General features: G+C 71.0%; 18 protein-coding genes. 9 read left to right on the top strand and 9 right to left on the bottom strand.

The window, feature by feature from the left end:
- Positions 1-189: 189 nt before the first annotated feature.
- The 3 genes from BLW84_RS41495 to BLW84_RS41485 all read left to right on the top strand — a co-directional run bounded on the left by BLW84_RS41495 (position 190) and on the right by BLW84_RS41485 (position 3,408).
- A complete protein-coding gene (locus tag BLW84_RS41495) occupies positions 190-1,611 on the top strand; it encodes an amino acid permease (RefSeq protein WP_093277470.1) in 1,422 nt (473 codons plus the stop codon).
- Between the two features lie 20 nt (positions 1,612-1,631).
- Entirely contained in the window at positions 1,632-2,165 is a 534-nt protein-coding gene (locus tag BLW84_RS41490; RefSeq protein WP_093277468.1) for a GNAT family N-acetyltransferase, read from the top strand.
- A 445-nt stretch (positions 2,166-2,610) separates the two neighbouring features.
- Positions 2,611-3,408 carry an SGNH/GDSL hydrolase family protein gene (locus BLW84_RS41485; RefSeq protein ID WP_093277467.1) on the top strand — a complete coding sequence of 266 codons (798 nt, stop codon included), beginning with the start codon at positions 2,611-2,613 and terminating at the stop codon, positions 3,406-3,408.
- Positions 3,409-3,468: 60 nt separating this feature from the next.
- On the opposite strand, the gene BLW84_RS41480 is transcribed toward BLW84_RS41485, so the two are convergent.
- Together BLW84_RS41480 and BLW84_RS41475 are read right to left on the bottom strand one after the other, a co-directional pair.
- Positions 3,469-4,299 (bottom strand): right-handed parallel beta-helix repeat-containing protein, encoded by an 831-nt coding sequence (locus tag BLW84_RS41480; protein ID WP_177226987.1) that lies wholly within the window; start codon positions 4,297-4,299, stop codon positions 3,469-3,471.
- A gap of 71 nt (positions 4,300-4,370) precedes the next feature.
- Positions 4,371-5,096, bottom strand: coding sequence for a Mut7-C RNAse domain-containing protein (locus tag BLW84_RS41475; protein ID WP_093277464.1), 726 nt, complete (start codon positions 5,094-5,096; stop codon positions 4,371-4,373).
- A 149-nt stretch (positions 5,097-5,245) separates the two neighbouring features.
- Between BLW84_RS41475 and BLW84_RS41470 the strand changes: the two genes are divergently transcribed.
- Both BLW84_RS41470 and BLW84_RS41465 read left to right on the top strand, forming a co-directional pair.
- Positions 5,246-6,562: an amidohydrolase family protein gene (locus BLW84_RS41470; protein WP_143061297.1), complete on the top strand. Its 1,317-nt coding sequence runs from the start codon at positions 5,246-5,248 to the stop codon at positions 6,560-6,562.
- A gap of 79 nt (positions 6,563-6,641) precedes the next feature.
- On the top strand, positions 6,642-7,019 hold the full coding sequence (locus tag BLW84_RS41465; RefSeq protein ID WP_093277461.1) for a VOC family protein: 378 nt from the start codon (positions 6,642-6,644) through the stop codon (positions 7,017-7,019).
- Here BLW84_RS41465 and BLW84_RS41460 read toward each other — a convergent pair.
- The 4 genes from BLW84_RS41460 to hpaD all read right to left on the bottom strand — a co-directional run bounded on the left by BLW84_RS41460 (position 6,994) and on the right by hpaD (position 11,065).
- On the bottom strand, positions 6,994-8,136 hold the full coding sequence (locus BLW84_RS41460) for a cation:proton antiporter (RefSeq protein WP_093277460.1): 1,143 nt from the start codon (positions 8,134-8,136) through the stop codon (positions 6,994-6,996). The two genes, BLW84_RS41465 and BLW84_RS41460, sit on opposite strands and share 26 nt — an antisense overlap.
- Before the next feature lie 6 nt (positions 8,137-8,142).
- Positions 8,143-8,622 (bottom strand): cation:proton antiporter regulatory subunit, encoded by a 480-nt coding sequence (locus BLW84_RS41455; RefSeq protein WP_093277458.1) that lies wholly within the window; start codon positions 8,620-8,622, stop codon positions 8,143-8,145.
- A 39-nt stretch (positions 8,623-8,661) separates the two neighbouring features.
- Complete coding sequence (locus BLW84_RS41450) at positions 8,662-9,951, bottom strand: MFS transporter (protein ID WP_093277457.1); 1,290 nt, start codon at positions 9,949-9,951, stop codon at positions 8,662-8,664.
- 88 nt (positions 9,952-10,039) lie between these two features.
- On the bottom strand, positions 10,040-11,065 hold the full coding sequence (gene hpaD, locus BLW84_RS41445) for a 3,4-dihydroxyphenylacetate 2,3-dioxygenase (RefSeq protein ID WP_093277455.1): 1,026 nt from the start codon (positions 11,063-11,065) through the stop codon (positions 10,040-10,042).
- Between the two features lie 198 nt (positions 11,066-11,263).
- On the opposite strand from hpaD, the gene BLW84_RS41440 reads away from it, so the two are divergent.
- From BLW84_RS41440 to hpaE, 4 genes are all read left to right on the top strand, one after another.
- Positions 11,264-12,676 carry a fumarylacetoacetate hydrolase family protein gene (locus BLW84_RS41440; protein WP_093277453.1) on the top strand — a complete coding sequence of 471 codons (1,413 nt, stop codon included), beginning with the start codon at positions 11,264-11,266 and terminating at the stop codon, positions 12,674-12,676.
- Positions 12,673-13,362, top strand: a complete 690-nt coding sequence (locus tag BLW84_RS41435) for a GntR family transcriptional regulator (protein WP_245761751.1) — start codon at positions 12,673-12,675, stop codon at positions 13,360-13,362. Before BLW84_RS41440 ends, BLW84_RS41435 begins: the two co-directional genes overlap by 4 nt.
- A complete protein-coding gene (gene dapA / locus BLW84_RS41430) occupies positions 13,359-14,276 on the top strand; it encodes a 4-hydroxy-tetrahydrodipicolinate synthase (RefSeq protein WP_093277449.1) in 918 nt (305 codons plus the stop codon). Before BLW84_RS41435 ends, dapA begins: the two co-directional genes overlap by 4 nt.
- 85 nt (positions 14,277-14,361) lie before the next feature.
- Positions 14,362-15,858, top strand: coding sequence for a 5-carboxymethyl-2-hydroxymuconate semialdehyde dehydrogenase (hpaE, locus tag BLW84_RS41425; protein ID WP_093277448.1), 1,497 nt, complete (start codon positions 14,362-14,364; stop codon positions 15,856-15,858).
- 133 nt (positions 15,859-15,991) lie between these two features.
- Here hpaE and efeB read toward each other — a convergent pair whose 3' ends face one another.
- The 3 genes from efeB to BLW84_RS41410 all read right to left on the bottom strand — a co-directional run.
- Complete coding sequence (gene efeB / locus BLW84_RS41420; RefSeq protein ID WP_093277446.1) at positions 15,992-17,221, bottom strand: iron uptake transporter deferrochelatase/peroxidase subunit; 1,230 nt, start codon at positions 17,219-17,221, stop codon at positions 15,992-15,994.
- Positions 17,218-18,333 (bottom strand): iron uptake system protein EfeO, encoded by a 1,116-nt coding sequence (gene efeO, locus BLW84_RS41415; RefSeq protein ID WP_093277445.1) that lies wholly within the window; start codon positions 18,331-18,333, stop codon positions 17,218-17,220. Before efeO ends, efeB begins: the two co-directional genes overlap by 4 nt.
- The coding region (locus BLW84_RS41410) for an FTR1 family iron permease (protein WP_177226986.1) at positions 18,330-18,793 on the bottom strand (464 nt) is incomplete at its 5' end. The genes BLW84_RS41410 and efeO, both read right to left, overlap by 4 nt.

The raw sequence follows: 18,793 nt of genomic DNA, 5'->3' as shown, positions 1-18,793 counted from the left end.
CAAAATTGGAATCCCACGATTCTCGCGCGATGCCGCAGGTGGGCGCGCCGGTGCGGAAAGTTCCCAATTTTAGGCAAATTCGGATAGTTCCCGCGTGAGCTCGCAGGCGGGCGTGCCGGGGTGGAGTGTTCCCAATTTTAGGCAAAATTGGGGCCACTCCGGCGTGCCCTCGTTCCCGGAGGTGGCCCAATGATCGGCGTGAACGGCCGTGGCGTGCTGCGGCGCAAACCGGTGGACGACATCGACGACCCGCCGCAGGGTGCCGGCCTGAAGCGGGTGATGGGCACCTGGCAGCTGACCGCGCTGAGCCTCGGCGGCCTGGTCGGCGCCGGGGTGTTCTCCCTCAGCGGCGTGGTCGCCAACGAGCTCGCCGGGCCAGGAGTGCTGCTGTCGTTCCTGATCGCGGTCCTCGCCAGCGCGGCCGCGGCGCTGTGCTACGCCGAATTCACCAGCATGATCCCGAAAGCGGGCTCGGCCTACACCTACGCCTACGCGGTGCTCGGCGAGCTGGCCGGCTGGCTGATCGGCTGGGACCTGCTGCTGGAGTACACCGCGATCGTCGCGGTGGTCGCCATCGGGGTCTCCGGCTACCTGTCGTACCTGGTCGGGCAGCTCGGATTGGACCTGCCCGCCTGGATGCTGGGAGCGCCCGGCACCGGCGACGGCCACGTGGTCGACCTGTTCGCGATGGTGCTGTGCCTGCTGCTGGCGTGGCTGCTCAACCGCGGCGCGAAGTCCTCGGCGCGGGTCGAGACCGCGCTGGTGGTGATGAAGATCGTGCTGGTCCTGGTCGTCGTGGTGGCCGGGGCTTTCCACATCAACGCGGGCAACTACACGCCGTTCCTGCCCTACGGGCTCGGCGGCGCGATCACCGGTGCGGCAACGGCCTTCTTCGCCGTCTACGGCTACGACGCGATGAGCGCGGCGGCGGAGGAATCGGCCGACGCCCGGCGGGCGATGCCGCGCGCGATCATCTACTCGCTGGGCATCGCCACGGTGATCTACGTGCTGGTGTGCGTGGTGCTGCTCGGAATGCAGCACTACAGCGAGATCGACGTCCGCAGCCCGTTCTCCGGCGCGCTGGCGGCGGTCGGCCTGCCAGGGCTCGCGCTGATCGTCGCGGTCGGCGCGGTGTTCGGCATCGTGACCTCGATGTTCGCGAACATGCTCGCGGTGACGCGGGTGTGGTTCGCGATGAGCCGCGACGGGCTGCTACCCGCCTGGTTCGCCAAGACCCACGAGGTGCGCAAGGTGCCGCACCGGGTCACCTGGGTGGTCGGCGTGGTGTCGGCGCTGATCGCGGGCCTGCTGCCGATCCGGGAGGCGGCGGAGCTGACCAACATCGGCATCCTGGTGGCGTTCATCGTCGTCGCGGTGTCGGTGGTGGTGCTGCGGCGCCAACGTCCCGACCTGGAGCGGGGATTCCGCTGCCCGTGGGTGCCGGTGGTGCCGGCGATCGGCGTGGTGTTCTCGCTGTGGCTGATCAGCCAGCTGGACTGGGTGACCTGGGCGCGCTTCGTCGGCTGGATGGTCGTGGGCCTGCTGGTCTACGGGTTCTACGGCTACCGGCGGTCGGCGCTGGCGGGCAAATCAGTCGCGGACGCGCACTGATCGCTGCCAGGATGGGCGGTATGACCGAAGTGTGGACCGCGCATACCGCCGACCTCGACGAAGCGACGATCAAGGCGGCCCGGGCGCTGCTCTGGAACGTGTTCGAAGACGACATGACGGAGCACGACTGGGAGCACTGCCTGGGCGGCATCCACGCCCTGGTGTGGGAAGGCGACGAGCTGATCGGCCACGCATCGGTGATCCAGCGGCGCCTCCTGCACGACGGCCGCGCCCTGCGCGCGGGCTATGTCGAGGCGGTGGCGGTGCGAGGGGACCGGCGACGCCGAGGCATCGCGGCAGCGATGATGGCGGAGCTGGAGGGCGTGATCCGCCGCGCCTACGACCTCGGGGCGCTGGGAGCGAGCGACGAAGGAGCGGCGCTGTACGAGGCGCGGGGCTGGCAGCGCTGGCAGGGGCCGACTTTCGCCCTGGCACCAACGGGAATCCAGCGCACGGCGGATGAGGACGGCTTCATCTTCGTCCTCCCGGCGGAAGCCCCGCTGGACCTGACCGGCTCGTTGACCTGCGACTGGCGCGACGGCGACGCCTGGTGAACCCCGTGTGATCATCCTCGGGGTCCGTTCGCTGTAGCGGTCCGGGGTTGGTACGTATCGGCTGGTGTGGAGTGAACGGCCTGTTTGCCTCGATAGGCGAGGTGAACAGGCCGTTCGCTGCACGACTTTGCAGCCACCGGCCGATTTACCGCGATCCCGCGCCACCACATCCAAAACAGCCGCTACAGCGGGCTCTCGAGCGCTTGGCGGCGCCTTCATCGCGTGTACCTGCGCTGTTCGGGCGAACGTTGCCGACACTGCTCGGCGCAATGGGGATGGGTCCACTGTGGTGGCGGGTGGAGCCGGGAATCACCCGTACAGCGGCTGTTGTGGGCGGGCGTTCTGTGCCGTTTCCGCCGTTACTGGCGGGTACTCGCCAATTTCTTCGATGTGCTGCGGACTTCTCCTTGAATGGTGGCGATTTCGAACTCCGATCGGAGGAAGAATGCGTCACTTACGGCACATCGTCGGCGCTGCTGCCGCCGTGGCGGCGGCGAGCACCGTGCTTGCCGCCCCGGCGTTCGCCGCGCCCGCCGCCGAGAACTACGCGGCGCTGGGCGACTCCTACGCCTCCGGGGTCGGCACCCGCGAGTACACCGACGACAGCGGGGATTGCCTGCGCAGCCCCAAGGCCTACGCGCAGCTGTGGGCCGACTCGCACGAGGTCTCGAACTTCGCGTTCGAGGCGTGCTCGGGCGCGGTCACCGATGACGTCAACGCCGACCAGCTCGACCAGCTCAGCGCGGACACCACGCTGGTCACCATCTCCATCGGCGGCAACGACATCGGCTTCAGCAGCGTCATCCAGGACTGCCTGCTCGGCAACGACAGCGGCTGCGATTCCGCGGTCAGCAAGGGCGAGGAGCGGGCCCGCAACGAACTGCCCGCCAAGCTCGACACGACCTATGCCAACATCCGCGAGGCCGCCCCGAACGCCAAGGTCGTGGTGCTCGGCTACCCGCGCCTCACCGAGCAGGGCGACTGCGGCATCCCGTTCTTCTCCAACGCCAAGCGGCAGCGGATCAACGACGGTGCCGACGTGCTGACCGAGGTGATCTCCGACCGGGCCGACGCGGCCGGGTTCACCTTCGCCGACGCCCGCGACGCATTCGCCGGACACGGCGTGTGCTCCTCCGACGAGTGGATCAACGGCCCGAGCAACCCGCTGGTGGAGTCCTTCCACCCGGACGTCGACGGCCACGCCAAGGCGTACCTCCCGGTGCTCAACGCCGTCACCGGCTGATCCAGGCTCCTGCGTGGGTGGCGATTTCGCGCGAAATCGCCACCCATTTCGCATGAGGACTTAGCTCCGGAAGTGGCGCGCCGGCACGCGGATCTGCCCTTGCCACAGGTATTCCCGCAGGATGCCGGGTGCTGCGGTGTTCTCCACCAGGTGGGAATGCAGCACACCACCGGCCCGCTCGCCCCAGACGATGCCGATCCCGTCCAGGTCGTGCACCCAGCATTCGAAGATCGTGACCTGGTAGGAGCGGACCTCGATTCCGGTGCCCGAGCCGTGCGCGATCTCGCACTGCTCGATGGACACGCTGTTGGCGCTGTCGAGGTGGATTCCCCGGCCGCCTGCGTGCGTGACGGTGCACAGGCGCACCTGCGCGACCGCGCCCTTGCGCACGGTGATCGCATCCTCGGCGATGTTGCGGATCGAGCAGTTCTCCACCTCGACCGAGGGGCGCTCCCGGCTGTGCTCGTCCCCGGTGATCAGGAGCCCGTTCCGAGAGTCCGAGATGTCGGTGCCGCGGATGGTCGCCTCGGCGCTGTTGCGGACCACCACGCCCGTGCCGGTGTTGGCGCATGCTGCGCAATCGATGATCTGGGCTTCACCGCCGGAGATTTCGATGGCCGGCTTTCCGGCGGAACGCACCACCAGCCCTTCGAGCCGCACCGTGGAATCTTCCGCCGATATCCCGGCGTCCTTGCGCTGGGGATCGGCGATCGTGACGGTGCCGGGTTCGATCGCGGCGAGGGTGACGTGCCGCCGCCGGATGATGATCGACTCCTGGTAATCGCCCGGAGCGATGGAAATGACCGCTTCTCGGCCGGCGACATCCAGGGCGTCGCGGATCGTCGTGAACGCGCCGCGTCCATCCTGCGCTACCTGGAGTTTCCGGGGCATGAATCCTCGCTGCTGGGGACTGACCTCGCTTGCACAAGCTAGCGCGGACGGCACGTCCGCGAAACGCGTTTTCATGCGCCGACCCCGGGATGCGCGAGGCGTGCCGCTCGGATGATCGCGTTGATGCGCCGGGCGTGCGCGCCTCGCCAGTACACCTGGCCGCAGTCACCGCAGCGCGCGTATTCGTCGTAGTTGCGGCGGGTTCCCGACTCGATCTCAGCGAGAACGTCCTGTTTGGACACCTCGATCAGCGGGCCGTTGCACGACGTGCAGCGGGTCCACGGCGCCAGCGGCGGCGCGAACCGGCCGATCACGTCCGCCAGCTGTCGCGCCGGATCGGCGCCCCGCACGTAAGCGCCCGCCCACAGCGCCCGGCGGCGCAGGATGCCCCGGTCCTGGGTCAGCAGCACCCGCCGCTCCCGCTCGGCCTGCGCGATCAGTTCGTCGTCGGCGGAATCGTTGCGGTAGGCGGTGTCCACGCCGAGCAGCCGCAGCCGCCGCGCCAGCTTGCCCAGGTGCACGTCCAGCACGAACCGCGCCGCGACCGGCTGCGGGCGCTGGACCGGATAGATGTCGATGGTCGCGCCGGGCCGCGGTTGGTGGCCCGGACCTGCGGGAACGCCGTCGACCAGCAGCCGCCCCACCTCGGTGAGCGGCACCCCGACGGATTCGGCTAGGTGCCCCAGCGTGGCGGTGCCGTCGTAGCGCAGCTCGAACTGCTCGACCCGGTGCCGCGGCGCGGCGAAGAACCGCAGATCCGGATCGATGCGCACCAGCACGGTCGCCTCCGGCGTCACCGCCCCATTGTCCCCTGCCTCCGAACGGCGGCATGTCAGCGCGTGGTCGAGCCGCTACGGTGATCATCCCGGCCGGTGTCGAGGGAGCCCCCGCGAAAGCTCCCGAGGGTGCTTGGCGCCCGTCGACGGTTGGGGTCGAGTTGGCAGGCTTGGCTGCTCAGAAAACGCAGGTATCCCGGCGCGCCGTGATGGTCGGTGCGCTGGTCGCCGCCGGTGCCGCCGCGTGCACCGGCGGATCCGCCACGGGCTCGGCGGGCGGGCGCTTGTTGTTGCGCGGCACCACCTTGCCCGACGGCCGCCGCGCCGACGTGCTGCTGGACCAGGGCAAGATAGCCGCGATAGGCGGGGACGGCGGGGGAGCGGACGAGCTCGACCTCACCGGTTATCTGCTGCTGCCGTCCGGGGCGGAAACGCACGCGCACCTGGACAAGGCGTTCCTCGGGCGGCGGGTGCCGAACCCGACCGGCGACCTGGCCGGGGCGATCGAGGTCATGTCGGCGCTCGCGCCTACGATGACCGACGACGACGTGCGGGAGCGGGCGAGCCGGGGCATCGAGCTGGCCGTGCGGCACGGCTACACCGCGATCCGCACGCACGTGGACGTCAACGCGAAAAACGGCACGCGCCCGCTGAAGGTGCTGCTCGACCTGCGGCAGCAGTACGCCGACATCGTCGACCTCCAGGTGGTGGCGTTCGTCGGCCCGGTCTCCGGCGCTGCCGGTGCCCGGGCTCGCGAGTTGCTGGACGAAGGCCTGCGGATGGGTGCCGACGTCGTGGGCGGCCTGCCCTACGCCGACCCCGACCCGGCCCAGGCGGTGCGCGAATACCTCGCCGCCGCAAAGGAATACGGGCGGCTGGTCGACCTGCACACCGACGAGACCACCGATGCGAGCGTGCTCTCGCTGCGGGAACTGATCGCGGAGACCGCCCGCGCGGGCATGGGCGGGAAGGTCGCCGCCTCGCACTGCGTGAGCCTCGGCCAGCAGGACCCGGAGACCGCGGACCTGGTCGCGAAGGACGCGGCGGCCGCGGGCGTCGCGGTGATCACGCTGCCGCAGACCAACCTGTACCTGCAGGGGCGAGAGGGCGGTGTCCGGGTGCCGCGAGGGCTGACGGCCATCGACGCGCTGCGCCGCGCGGGCGCCGTGCTGGCCGGTGGTGGCGACAACTGGCGGGACCCGTTCAACGCCGTCGGGCGGGCGGATCCGTTCGAGATCGCCTCGCTGCTGGTCGCCGCGGGCCACTTCGACACCGCGGCGGCCTACGCGGCGGTGTCCGACCAGGCCAGGACGGTGCTGAACCTGCCGCCGGTGGGCCTGCGCCCGGGCGACCCGGCGGAGCTCCTCGCGATCCGCGCGGCGGATCTGGACGAAGCCGTGGCGGGCGCGACCGAGGACCGCGCGGTCTTCCACCGCGGCCGCCTCGTCGCCCGGACCCAGGTGACCACGGCGCTGCACCGCGCGTGAGCGGCACCGATGAGTTCCCGGCTCGCAGGCGGTCTGCCCCTGCGGAGACCGTGTTCACCCGACGAGGAAGGCATCCGCCGTGGCGATTCAGCCGATCATCAACACGCCCGACCTGGACCGGCTGCTGAACTTCTACACGACGCTGTTCGGCGCGGTGGAGAAGTTCCGCATCCCGGACGGCGATCCGACGTTCTTCATCGGCCTGCAGATCGATGACGCCGAATTGGGCCTGGTGGTCGGCCGCGACGCCGAGGCGGGCCCGACGGGGCGGGTGCTGCTGAGCTTCGACGTCGAGAACGTCGACGCCCTCCTCGACCAGGTGGAGGCGCTCGGCGGCCGGGTCCAGGGCCCGCCGAACGACATGCCGTGGGGCCAGCGCGTCGCCCACGTCTTCGACCCCGACGGCAACGCCGTGAACCTGACGCAGCAGCTCAGGCCTGGCGCAGGGGAGGGCTGAACCACCAGGTGATCAGCGGGCCCGCGATCGCCAGCACCAGCACGTAGCCGGTGGCCAGGGCGCCGATGCTGTCGCCCTGGACCGCCACCAGGCTGGCGATGATGATCGAGAACTCGCCGCGCACGATCAGCACGCTGCCCGCGCGCAGCCGGCCCTTCCGCCCCGCCCCGGCGCGGGCCGCCGCGAACCAGCCGGTGCCGATCTTTGTCAGCGCCGTCACCGCGGCCAGCGCGAACGCCACCGGCAGCAGCGGAAACAGCGCCGCCGGGGACACGGAAATGCCGATCGCCAGGAAGAACGCCGCGGCGAACAGGTCTCGCAGCGGCGCGACCAGCGCCCGCACCCTTTCGGCCAGCGGGCCGGTCAGCGCCAGCCCCACCAGGAACGCCCCGACCGCCGCCGACGCCCCGGCCAGCTCCGCGATCGCGGCCACCACCAGCGACAACCCGACGATCCGCAGCAGCAGCTGTTCGGTGTCGCCGTCCTCGACCAGGTGCCCGACGCGATGCCCCCAGCGCCGCGACGCGCCCAGCGCCAGCAGCAGCACGCCGACCGCCACCGACACGCTCGCCAGGCCGTGCAGCACCGTGCCGCCGGTGGCCAGCACCGCCAGGATCGGCAGGTACACGGCCATCGAGAAGTCCTCCAGCAGCAGGATCGACAGCACCGCCGGCGTTTCCCTGTTGCCCAGCCGGTGCAGGTCGTCCAGCAGCCGGGACACGATCGTCGACGACGACACCCAGGTGATCCCGGCGAGCGCCACGATCCCCGTCGCGTTCAGCCCGAGCAGCCAGCCGGCCAGCGCACCCGGCGCGGCGTTGACCACCATGTCCAGCAGCCCGGACGGGACGTGCCGGCGCAGCGTCACGGTGAACTCCTCGATGGAGAACTCCAGGCCGAGCGTGAGCAGCAGGAGCACCACGCCGATCGACGCGCCGATCTCCACGAAGTCGCGTGCGGCGGGCAGCGGCGCGATGCCGCCCTCGCCCACCGCCAGCCCCACCAGCAGGTACAGCGGGATCGGGGACACCCCGAAGCGCCGGGTGACCGTGCCGACCGCGCCGAGCACGATCAGGACGATCCCCAGCTCCAGCAGCAGCGCGATCGAGGTGTGCACGGCAGCTCAACCCGCCAGGATGCGTTCCACCCCGGTGATGCCCTGCTGGGTGCCGATCACCACGAGGATGTCCCCGGCCTGCAGGCCCTGGCCGGGCGAGGGCGAGGCGATGACGTCCTCGCCGCGCACGACCGCCACGATCGACGCGCCGGTGCGGGTGCGGGCGCGGGTCTCGCCGAGGGTGCGCCCGTCGAACGGCGAGCCGGCGGTCACCTCGACCTGGCCGGCGCTGAGCCCCGGCACCTCGCGCGTCAGATCGGCGAACCGCTCGGCGATCCGCGGGGCGCCGAGGATCTCGGTGACCGCGTCGGCCTCCGCCTCGCTGAGCCGGAACAGCAGCCGGACCTCGTCCGGATCGTCGCCGGGGTAGGCGACGAACTCGAAGTCGCCGCGCCGCCGAGCCACCACGCCGATGCGCTGGCCGTCGGTGGTGGTGAACTCGTACCGCAGCCCGACCCCGGGGAGCAGAACTTCGGTGACGTCCATGCGCCAATCATCGCGCCGCCCCGCCGCACCCGCTGGTCGTCAGACGGCGGCCGGATCGCGGTGCCGCGCCGGTTTGCCGAGGTGGCGGGGGATGGCCGCGATCGCCGCCAGGCTGATCAGGTTGACCACCACCACGTAGCCGGAAATCGCGGCCGTGGTGCCGAAGTGGCCGAACAGGGCCGTGCAGATGATCGGCGCGAAGCCGCCGCCGAGCACCGCGCCGAGCGAGTACGACAGCGACGCGCCCGAGTAGCGCCACTCCGGCCGGAACAGCTCGGTGAACAGCGCCGCCTGCGGCGCGTAGGTCGCCGCCACGCCGACCAGGTACACGACCTGGGCCAGCAGGACCATCAGCGCCGCCCGCGTGTCGATCAGCCAGAACAGCGGGAACGCCCACAGCAGGTTCAGCGCGCTGCCGAGCAGGTAGACGTTGCGCCGGCCGATGCGGTCGGAGAGGCCGCCGAACAGCGGCGTCAGCGCGAGCCAGGCCACCGAGCCGAGCAGCAGGTTCACCAGCGCTGTCTGCTGGCCCAGCCCGGCCTCGTCGACGCTGTAGCTGACCAGGTACACCATGAAGATGTAGCCGAGGGTGTTGTTGCCGACGAAGGTGCCGGTGGCGACCAGCAGCGCCTTCGGCTGGTGCCGGAGCACCTTCGCCACCGGCAGCCTCGCCCGCCGCTCCCGGACCTCGGCGAACACCGGGCTTTCCACCACCCGCAGCCGGATGTAGAGGCCGAGCAGCACCAGCACGATGCTGAGCAGGAACGGGACCCGCCAGCCCCAGGCGGCGAACTGCTCGGCGGAGGTGGCGCCGCGCACCGCCAGGAAGACCAATGTGGACAGCACCATGCCCAGCGGGGTGCCGATCTGCGCGTAAGAGCCGAACAATCCGCGCCGGTTCCGGGGCGCGTGCTCGACGGCCATCAGCGCGGCCCCGCCCCATTCGCCGCCCGCGCTGATGCCTTGGAGCACCCGGCACAGCACCAGCGCCAGCGGTGCCCACGCGCCCCAGGCGTGGTAGTTCGGCAGCAGGCCGATGGCCATCGTCGAGCAGCCCATCACCAGCAGCGAGAACACCAGCATCGACTTGCGGCCGATGCGGTCGCCGAAGTGCCCCATCAGCACCCCGCCCAGCGGCCGGGCCACGAACCCGATCGCGAGCGTGGCGAACGCGGCCAGCTTCCCGGCGGTGGGGGAGAGGTCGGGGAAGAACTGCGGGGCGAAGATCAGCGCCGACGCAGTGCCGTAGAGGAAGTAGTCGTACCACTCGATGGTGGTGCCGACCATGCTGGCGAGCCTGGCGCGACGCGCCTGTTCAGCGTTGCTCATGGATCCGCCTCTGCGTTGAGTGGAACCGTCCGCTGTGGACACTTCGGGTGAGTGCTTCGGCCTGCTGCAGAAACGCCCCGCGAGATGGTCAGGACTGCTGGAGCCGCGCCTCGGTGACCACGCCGATCCCGTCGGCGCCCACGTGCACCGTCTCCTCCGACACCGGCGGGTGCACCAGCGGCTTCGGCTCGCCGTCCAGGCCGAAGGCGGTCGATCCCTCGCGGTACCACGAGGCGACCACGTCGTGGCCCCAGAAGTCGCGGCGGCGCGGATCCTGCACGCTCCACCGGGCGGTCGGGTGATCGGGGTCGCCGGTGTAGTAGTCGCTGGTGTAGAGCTCCAGCCGGTGGCCGTCGGGGTCGCGCAGGTAGAGGTAGAAGGCGTTGGACACGCCGTGGCGGCCCGGCCCGCGCTCGATGTGGGCGTGGTCGGCGGTGGCGCCGAGGATGTCGCAGGCGCGCAGGATGTGGTGCGACTCCGGGACGAAGAAGGCGATGTGGTGCAGCCGCGGCCCGGCGCCGCCGGTGAAGGCGATGTCGTGCACCGTCGACTTGCGGAACATCCACGCCGCGTAGAGCCGGTCGTCGTCCTCGATGGTCTCGGAGGTGCGGAAGCCGAGCTCGGCGTAGAAGTCGTGCGCGGCCTGCACGTCCGGGGTCAGCACGTTGAAGTGGTCGATGCGCGCGGGTTCCGCGCCGCGCCGCAGGTCGTAGCGCTGCACGTGCCGCGGGCCGTGCTCGGCGTGGTGGAAGAACTCGACCGGGAAGCCCAGCGGGTCCTCGACGCGCACCGCCTCGCCGATGCCGCGCGTGGTGCCGGCCGGCACCACCTGGGTGGGCAGGCCCTTGGCGGCGAAGAACTCCTCGGCGCGCTGGACGTCCTCTGGCGTGCGCACCCGGTACGCCAGCCGCCGCAGGCCGGGCTCCGGTGCCTTGCGCAGCACGAGGCTGTGGTGCAGGAACTCCTCGTAGCCGCGCAGGTAGATGACCTCGTCGTCCTCTTCGATGGCTTCGAAACCGAGGGCGTCCACCCAGAACCGGCGAGCACGCGGCAGATCGGTGACGGCCAGCTCGGCGTCCGCGGCGCGGACCACGTCGGGAGCGGGGACAGGCATTCGCGCACCTACCAGAATCATATATGATTGGATGGCGTTGGAGATTACGCAGCGGCTCAGAAAGCGTCAATACTCCCTAATGTTGAAAGAAAACCCGATCAGGTCGTTCGGCTGGTCGTGTCGATCTTGGTTGACATCGTATCTGATTTCGGTTCATCATTTCGGCGAACGGATCGTGCGCCCGACGGGAGGAATCCGGTGTCGCACCCCTTGGGCCTGGCGCCCAGCAAGATCATCGCGGTGCACCTGAACTACCGCAGCCGAGCCCAGGAGCGCGGCCGGACGCCCCGGGAGCCGTCGTACTTCCTCAAACCGCCGTCGTCGCTGGCCGCCCACGGCGACGCGGCCGTGCGCCCGCGCGGTGCGGAGGCGCTCGGCGTCGAGGGCGAGATCGCGGTCATCATCGGCGAGCGGGCGCGCAACGTCCCGCTGGAATCCGCCGCGTACCACATCGGCGGCATCGCGGCGGCCAACGACATCGGCTGCTACGACCTGCGCTACGCCGACCGCGGCTCCAACGTGCGCAGCAAGGGCGCCGACGGCTACACCCCGGTCGGCCCGGCCATCATCGATCCCGCCGAGGTGGACCTGCACGACCTGGCCATCCGCCTGTGGGTCAACGGCGAACTCGTCCAGGAGGACGACTCCGGCGGCCTGCTGTTCGGCTTCGACTACCTGATCGCCGACCTGTCCCGGTCGCTCACCCTGGAACCCGGCGACATCATCCTCACCGGCACCCCGGCGGCGCCGCCGATCGTCCGGCCCGGCGACGTCGTCGAGGTCGAGGTCGGCGACGGCGGCAGGCTCCGGACGGTGATCGCCGAGGGCGAAGAACCGATGAGCGGGCCGGGCGCCCTCCCGGCACTGTCCGAAAAGGACCGGAGGGACGCCTTCGGTGAACCGGCCGGGCTCGGGCTCCCCGACGAGACCGAGCGGAACCTGCGCGGCGTCGCCACCGCGACGATCTCCGCGCAGTTGCGCAAGCGCGGCATCCACCACGCGTTCATCGAATCGGTCCGCCCGGCCAAGCCCGGCACCCGGCTGCTCGGCCGCGCCCACACGCTGCGCTACCTGCCGCTGCGCGAAGACCTCTTCGAGAAGCGCGGCGGCGGCTACAACGCGCAGAAGTCCGCGGTCGACTCCATCCGGCCCGGCGAGGTGCTGGTAATCGACGCGCGCGGCGACTCCCACGCCGGGACCATCGGCGACATCCTCGCGCTGCGGGTGCAACGCGCCGGCGGCGCCGGGATCGTGACCGACGGCGCGGTGCGCGACAGCGGCTCGTTCGCCGACCTGGAAATCCCGGCCTTCGCGGCCTTCCATCACGCCGCCGTGCTGGGCAACCGGCACGTGCCGTGGGAGGACAACGTCGCGATCGCCTGCGGGGGAGCGTTGGTCGAACCCGGCGACGTCCTCGTCGGCGACGACGACGGCGTGGTCGTCATCCCGCCCGCCCTGGCCGACGAGATCGCGGCCGACGCCGCCGAGCAGGAACGCCAGGAGCGGTTCATCTACCGGCAGGTCGACGCGGGCCACCGCATCGAGGGCCTGTACCCGCTCAGCGGGGAATGGCGGGAGCGGTACCAGCAGTGGCGGGACGGCGCAGCGTGACGGCGGCGCAGGACGGCGCGGGCGCGTCGAAGTCCGAGATCGCCTACCGGCACCTCCGGCAGCAGATCGTCGAGCGGACCCTGGCGCCGGGCGCGCGGCTGGTGCTGGAGCAGATCGCCCGCGAGCTGGACATGAGCGTGGTCCCGGTGCGGGAGGCGATCCGCCGCCTGGAGGCCGAGGGCTACGTCAGCTACCAGCGCAACGTGGGCGCGCAGGTCACCTCGATCGACCCGGACCAGTACCTGAACAGCATGGAGGCGCTGGCGCTGCTGGAGGGCTTCGCCACCGCCTCGGGCGCGCGGCTGATCAGCGCGGCCGAGCTCGACCGGGCGCGGGCGATCAACCAGGAGCTCAAGCGCAAGGCCGAGCAGGGCGACGCTCGCGCCTACACCGAGCTCAACCGGGAGTTCCACCGCGCGCTGTGCGGGGCGAGCTCGAACGCGCACCTGCTCGGCCTGCTGGAGCGGGAGTGGTCGCGGCTGGACCTGATCCGCCGGTCCAGCTTCGCGCTGGTCCCCGAGCGCTACGCCGAATCCTTCGCCGAGCACGAGGCGCTGCTGCAGCTCGTCGCCTGCGGCGCGCCGGAGTCCACTGTGGAGCATTTCGCGCGGGAGCACACGCTGCGGACCGCTCGCGCGGCCGTGGCCTCGCTGCAGACGACCGCCGAAGAAGAGGAGGAACGATGAGGTTCCGCGCCGACCCGACGCAGGTCAGGGGCTCGATCGCGCCGGTGATCACGCCGTTCACCGCGGCCGGCGAACTCGACGAGGCGGGCCTGCGCAACCTGGTCCGCTGGCAGCTGGCCAACGGCTCGCACGGCATCTCCAGCGGCGGTTCCACCGGCGAGCCCAGCGCCCAGACGCTCGCGGAGCGCAAGCGGTCGCTGGAGATCGTGGCGGCGGAGACCGCCGACCGGGTGCCGTTCCTGCCGGGCACCGGGTCGGCGAAGCTGGACGAGACGCTGGAGCTGACCGGGCACGCCCGCGACCTCGGCGCCGACATCGCCCTGGTGATCACGCCCTACTACGCCCGGCCCACCCAGGAGGCGCTGTTCGCCTGGTACTCGACGGTCGCCGCGGAGTACCCGGACCTGCCGATCGTGGTCTACAACGTGCCCAGCCGCACCGCGGTCAGCGTCGACCCGGCCACCGTGGCCCGGCTGCGCCGGGCGCACGACAACATCGTCGGGATCAAGGAGACCACCAAGGACTTCGAGCACTTCTCGCACGTGCTCAAGGCCTGCGGCCGCGACTTCCTGATGTGGTCCGGCATCGAGCTGCTGTGCCTGCCGCTGCTGGCCATCGGCGGCGTCGGGTTCGTCAGCGCGGTCGCCAACCTGGCGCCGAAGGCGGTCGCGGACATGTACCAGGCCTATGTGGACGGTCGGGTGGACGAGGCGATCGACCTGCACTACCGGCTGCACCCGCTGGTCGAGCTCGTGTTCACCGAGACCAACCCGTCCGCGGTGAAGGCGGTGCTCGCGGAGCGGGGCCTGATCGCCAGCGACCACGTCCGGCCGCCGCTGATCCCGCTCACCGACGGGGGCCGCGCCCGGATCGAGGCCCTGCTGGCCGAGGGCGGCGACCTGATCCCGAGCTGAACCTGCTGCCGGGCAAGCGGTGGCCGCAGTTGAAACTGCGGGATCACCGGACGTGGACGGGCTTAGAGGAAGAGGACTGCGAACTATGAGCAACGCGCCGGAGCAGGTTCCTGAGCTGATCACCCACTACATCGGCGGCGAGCAGGTTCCCAGCGCCGGCGGGCAGACCTTCGGGGTGCTGGATCCCACGACCAACACCGAGTACACCCGCGCCGCCGCGGGCCAGGCCGCCGACGTCGACCGCGCGGTCCGGGCCGCGGCCGAGGCGTTCCGCGACAGCGGGTGGGCCGACATGCGCAACCGCGCCCGCGCGGGAGTGCTCAACCGGATCGCCGACGGCATCGAGGCCCGCGGCGAGCAGATCGCGCGGTGGGAATCCTTCGACACCGGCCTGCCGATCTCCCAGGTCAAGCAGCAGGCGCAGCGCGCGGCGGAGAACTTCCGGTTCTTCGCCGACCTGATCGTGGTGCAGACCGAGGAGGCCTACCGGGTCGCCGACGTGCAGCTCAACTACGTGGTGCGCAAGCCCAAGGGCGTGGCCGGGCTGATCACGCCGTGGAACACGCCGTTCATGCTGGAGAGCTGGAAGCTGGCGCCCGCGCTGGCCGCCGGCTGCACGGTGGTGCTCAAGCCGGCCGAGTGGTCGCCGCTGTCGGTGAGCCTGCTGCCGGAGATCTTCGCCGAGGCGGGCGTGCCCGCCGGGGTGTTCAACATCGTGCACGGCATCGGCGAGCAGGCCGGCGACGCGCTGGTCCGGCACCCGGACGTGCCGGTGCTGTCGTTCACCGGCGAGACCGCCACCGGCCAGGTGATCATGCGCAACGCCGCCGACGGGCTCAAGGGCCTGTCGATGGAGCTCGGCGGCAAGTCGCCGAACATCATCTTCGCGGACGCCGACCTGGACGCGGCCCTGGACAGCGCGATCTTCGGGGTGTTCTCGCTCAACGGCGAGCGCTGCACGGCGGGTTCGCGGGTGCTGGTGCACCGCAGCATCTACGCCGACTTCGTGCGGCAGCTGGGGGAGCGCGCCGCGCGGTTCAAGGTCGGCCCGCCCGACGACGAGTCCACCGAGCTGGGCGCCCTGATCCACCCGGAGCACTTCGACAAGGTGATCGGCCACGTGGCGAAGGCCGAGGCGGAGGGCGCGCGGCTGGTCACCGGCGGCAAGCGGCCGGACCACCTGCCGGACGGCAACTTCCTGGAGCCGACGGTGTTCGCCGACGTCACCCCGGAGCACACGCTGTTCCGGGAGGAGGTGTTCGGCCCGGTGGTGGCGGTGACGCCGTTCGACGACGAGGCCGAGGCGGTGCGGCTGGCCAACGACACGAAGTACGGCCTGGCGGCCTACGTGTGGACCAACGACCTCAAGCGCGGCCTACGGGTGGCCAACCAGGTCGAGGCGGGGATGCTCTGGCTGAACTCGCACAACATCCGGGACCTGAGGACGCCCTTCGGCGGCATCAAGGCCAGCGGGGTGGGCCACGAGGGAGGCACCCGGAGCATCGACTTCTACACGGATCAGCGCATCGTGCACGCCTGGATCGCCGACGGCGGCCTGCCCCGCTTCGGCGGCACCAGCTGATCCCGGAGTTGCGCCGGGAGGCCCCCAAATTTTGCCTAAAATTGGGAGGTTCTCGTTCCCGACATCGCGGTGCGAGTGGGGGAGGCTTCCGATTTTGCCTAAAATTGGGAGTCTTTGGAGTGCGGCAGGGTCGTCAGGCGAACAGCGACTCGCCCCAGTGCCCGCCGGGTCGGGTGCCCGGCGGGCAGGCGAAGATCGCCGAACCGTTGTGCTGGAGGTACTCCATCATCAGGTCCTTCTTGGACAGCAGCCGCTGCACCGGGATGAACTGGGTGCGCGGATCGCGGTTGAAGCACACGAAGAACAGCCCGGCGTCCAGCCGCCCCAGGCCGTCCGATCCGTCGGTGAAGTTGTAGCCGCGGCGCAACATCCGCGCGCCGCCGTGCGTTGCGGGCGCGGCGAGCCGGATGTGCGAGTCCTCCGCGATGCGCAGCTCGCCGTCCGGGCCGCGGGCCTGCAGGTCCACCTGGTCGAACTCGTCGGCCGCGCCGTGCGGTGCGCCGCTGCCCTTGGTCCGGCCGACGATGGTCTCCTGCTCGCCCAGCGACGTCCGGTCCCAGGTCTCGACGTGCATCCGGATCCGCCGCGCCACCAGGTAGCTGCCGCCGGTCATCCACTGCGGGCCGTCGCCGGGCTGGGCCCACACGTGCCGGTCCAGCTCCGCGGTGTCCTCGGCCTTCAGGTTGTTGGTGCCGTCCTTGAAGCCGAACAGGTTGCGCGGCGTGCTCTGGTTCCGCGACGTCGTGGCGGTGCGGCCGAATCCGAGCTGCGACCAGCGCACCGCGACCTTGCCGAACCCGATGCGCGCCAGGTTGCGCACCGCGTGCACCGCCACCTGCGGGTCGTTGGCGCAGGCCTGCACGCACAGGTCGCCGCCGCTGCGCGCCGGGTCGAGGGCGTCGGCGGGGAAGTGCGGCAGGTCGACGAGGGCCGGGGGACGCCGGTCGGCGAGGCCGAAGCGCCCGTCGAACAGCGACGGCCCGAAGCCGATGGTCAGCGTCAGCGCGGACGCGGGCAGGCCGAGCGCCTCCCCGGTGTCGCCGGGCGGTTCCTCGGCGTGCCCGCCGACCGCGCCGTCCGCGACCGCCTCCTGCCCGGCGGTCATCCGCTCCGCGGCCCGGGTCCAGTCGCGCAGCAGTGCGACCAGCTCGGCGCGGTCGGTCGTGGTCACGTCGAAGGCGACGAAGTGCATGCGGTCCTGGGCCGGCGTGACGATGCCCGCCTGGTGCGGACCGTGGAAGGGCACCGTCTCCGACTCGTCGCCGCTGGCGGTCGCGAGGTATCCCGCCCCGGCGCCCGCTCCCGCGACGGCGACGCCCGCTCCGGCCAGCCCGAACAGCCGGCGGCGGGAGACTCCGGTCATCGGGCCACCACGCCCGCGGTCTTGCTCAGCGGCTCGCCGAGCGCGTCCACCGCTGCCGCCAGCTCCTTGACCTGCTCCGGGCTCAGCTCGGTGTAGAGCCGGAACCCGTCGCCGACCTGGTAGCGCGCCAGCAGCGCGTCCACCGCGGCGAACTTCTCGTCCAGGGTGGCCACCAGTTGCGGGTCCTTCTCGGTCAGCACCGGGCGCAGCACGGTGACCACCTGCTTGGCACCGTCCACATTGGCCCGGAAGTCCCACAGGTCGGTGTGCGAGAAGATCTCCTCCTCGCCGGTCACCTTGCCGGTGGCGACCTCGTCGAGCAGTTCCTTGGCGCCGTTGGCGATGCTCGCCGGGGTCAGCTCGACGGTGCGGGTCTGCGCGACGAGCTGGTCGACGTCGGCGAGCAGCTGGTCGGCGATGGCCGGGGTGTCCGGCTGCGGGCCGGTGACCCAGAGGTCCTTCTCCAGCCGGTGGAAACCGGTGAACGCCTGCCCGGGCTCCAGGTCGGCCTCCCGGCCGTCCATCTTCGGGTCCAGGTCGCCGAAGCTCTCCGCGACCGGTTCGATGCGCTCCCACGGCAGCCGGGCCGGCGCGTAAAGCTGCTTGGCCTGCGCCACGTCACCGGCCTTCACGGCGGCGACGAACTGGGCGGTCTTGTCCTTGAGCTCGTCGGCCTGCCCGTCCACGTACTGCTTGTACTCGGTGACGGCCTGCGCCGCGGCACCGCTTTGCGCCGCCGCGGAGCCGGTCACGGTGAACTCGCCGCGGATGCCGTCGCCCTTCATGCCGGGCTTGCACGCGGTCGTGTACTTGCCGCCCTGCGGCACCTCGGCGACGAGCTGGCGGTTCAGGCCGGGGCCGATGTTCTCGACCTCGGTGACGATCCGGCCGCCCTCGCCGTAGAGGTAGAACTCGGTGACCTGGCTGCCCTTGTTGGTGATGTCGAAGCGGATCGTGCCGGCCGCGGCGGAGGTCGTGGACAGCTTGCAGGCGTCGTCGGAGGCCTCGACGGTGATCGCGCCGGGCGCACCGCCGCCGGGCTGGCCGGCGCATCCGGCCGCGAGCAGGACCGCGCCGAGCGCGGGCACCAGGGTGCGGGCATTGAGGTTCACTTGGCATCTCCGGTGCGGGTTTCGACGGGGCGGTGGGGGCGGAGGAACAGCGGCAGGACGATCGCGACGTAGCCGACCCAGACGACGGCCTCGACCACGGTGGTCTGCGGGGAGAAGTTGAAGATCCCCTTCAGCAGCGCGCCGTACCAGGACGTCGGCGGGATGATGTTGCTGACGTCGAAGGCGAGCGTGTTCAGGCCGGGCAGGATCCCGGCCTCCTGCAGGTCGTGCACGCCGTAGGCGAAGACCCCGGCGGCGACGAAGACCAGCAGCACGCCGGTGACGGTGAAGAACTTCGACAGGTTGACCTTGATCGCCCCGGCGTAGAGCAGCCAGCCGAGCAAGATCGAGATCGCGATGCCGATCAGGAAGCCGACCAGCGGCAGCACGGTGCCGCCGCCGGCGGACTGGACGCTGGAGAAGAAGAACACCGCGGTCTCCATGCCCTCCCGTGCGACCG

The organism is Saccharopolyspora shandongensis, from assembly GCF_900106995.1.
GTDB lineage: Bacteria > Actinomycetota > Actinomycetes > Mycobacteriales > Pseudonocardiaceae > Saccharopolyspora > Saccharopolyspora shandongensis.
This window is presented reverse-complemented; position numbering and strand designations above follow the sequence as displayed.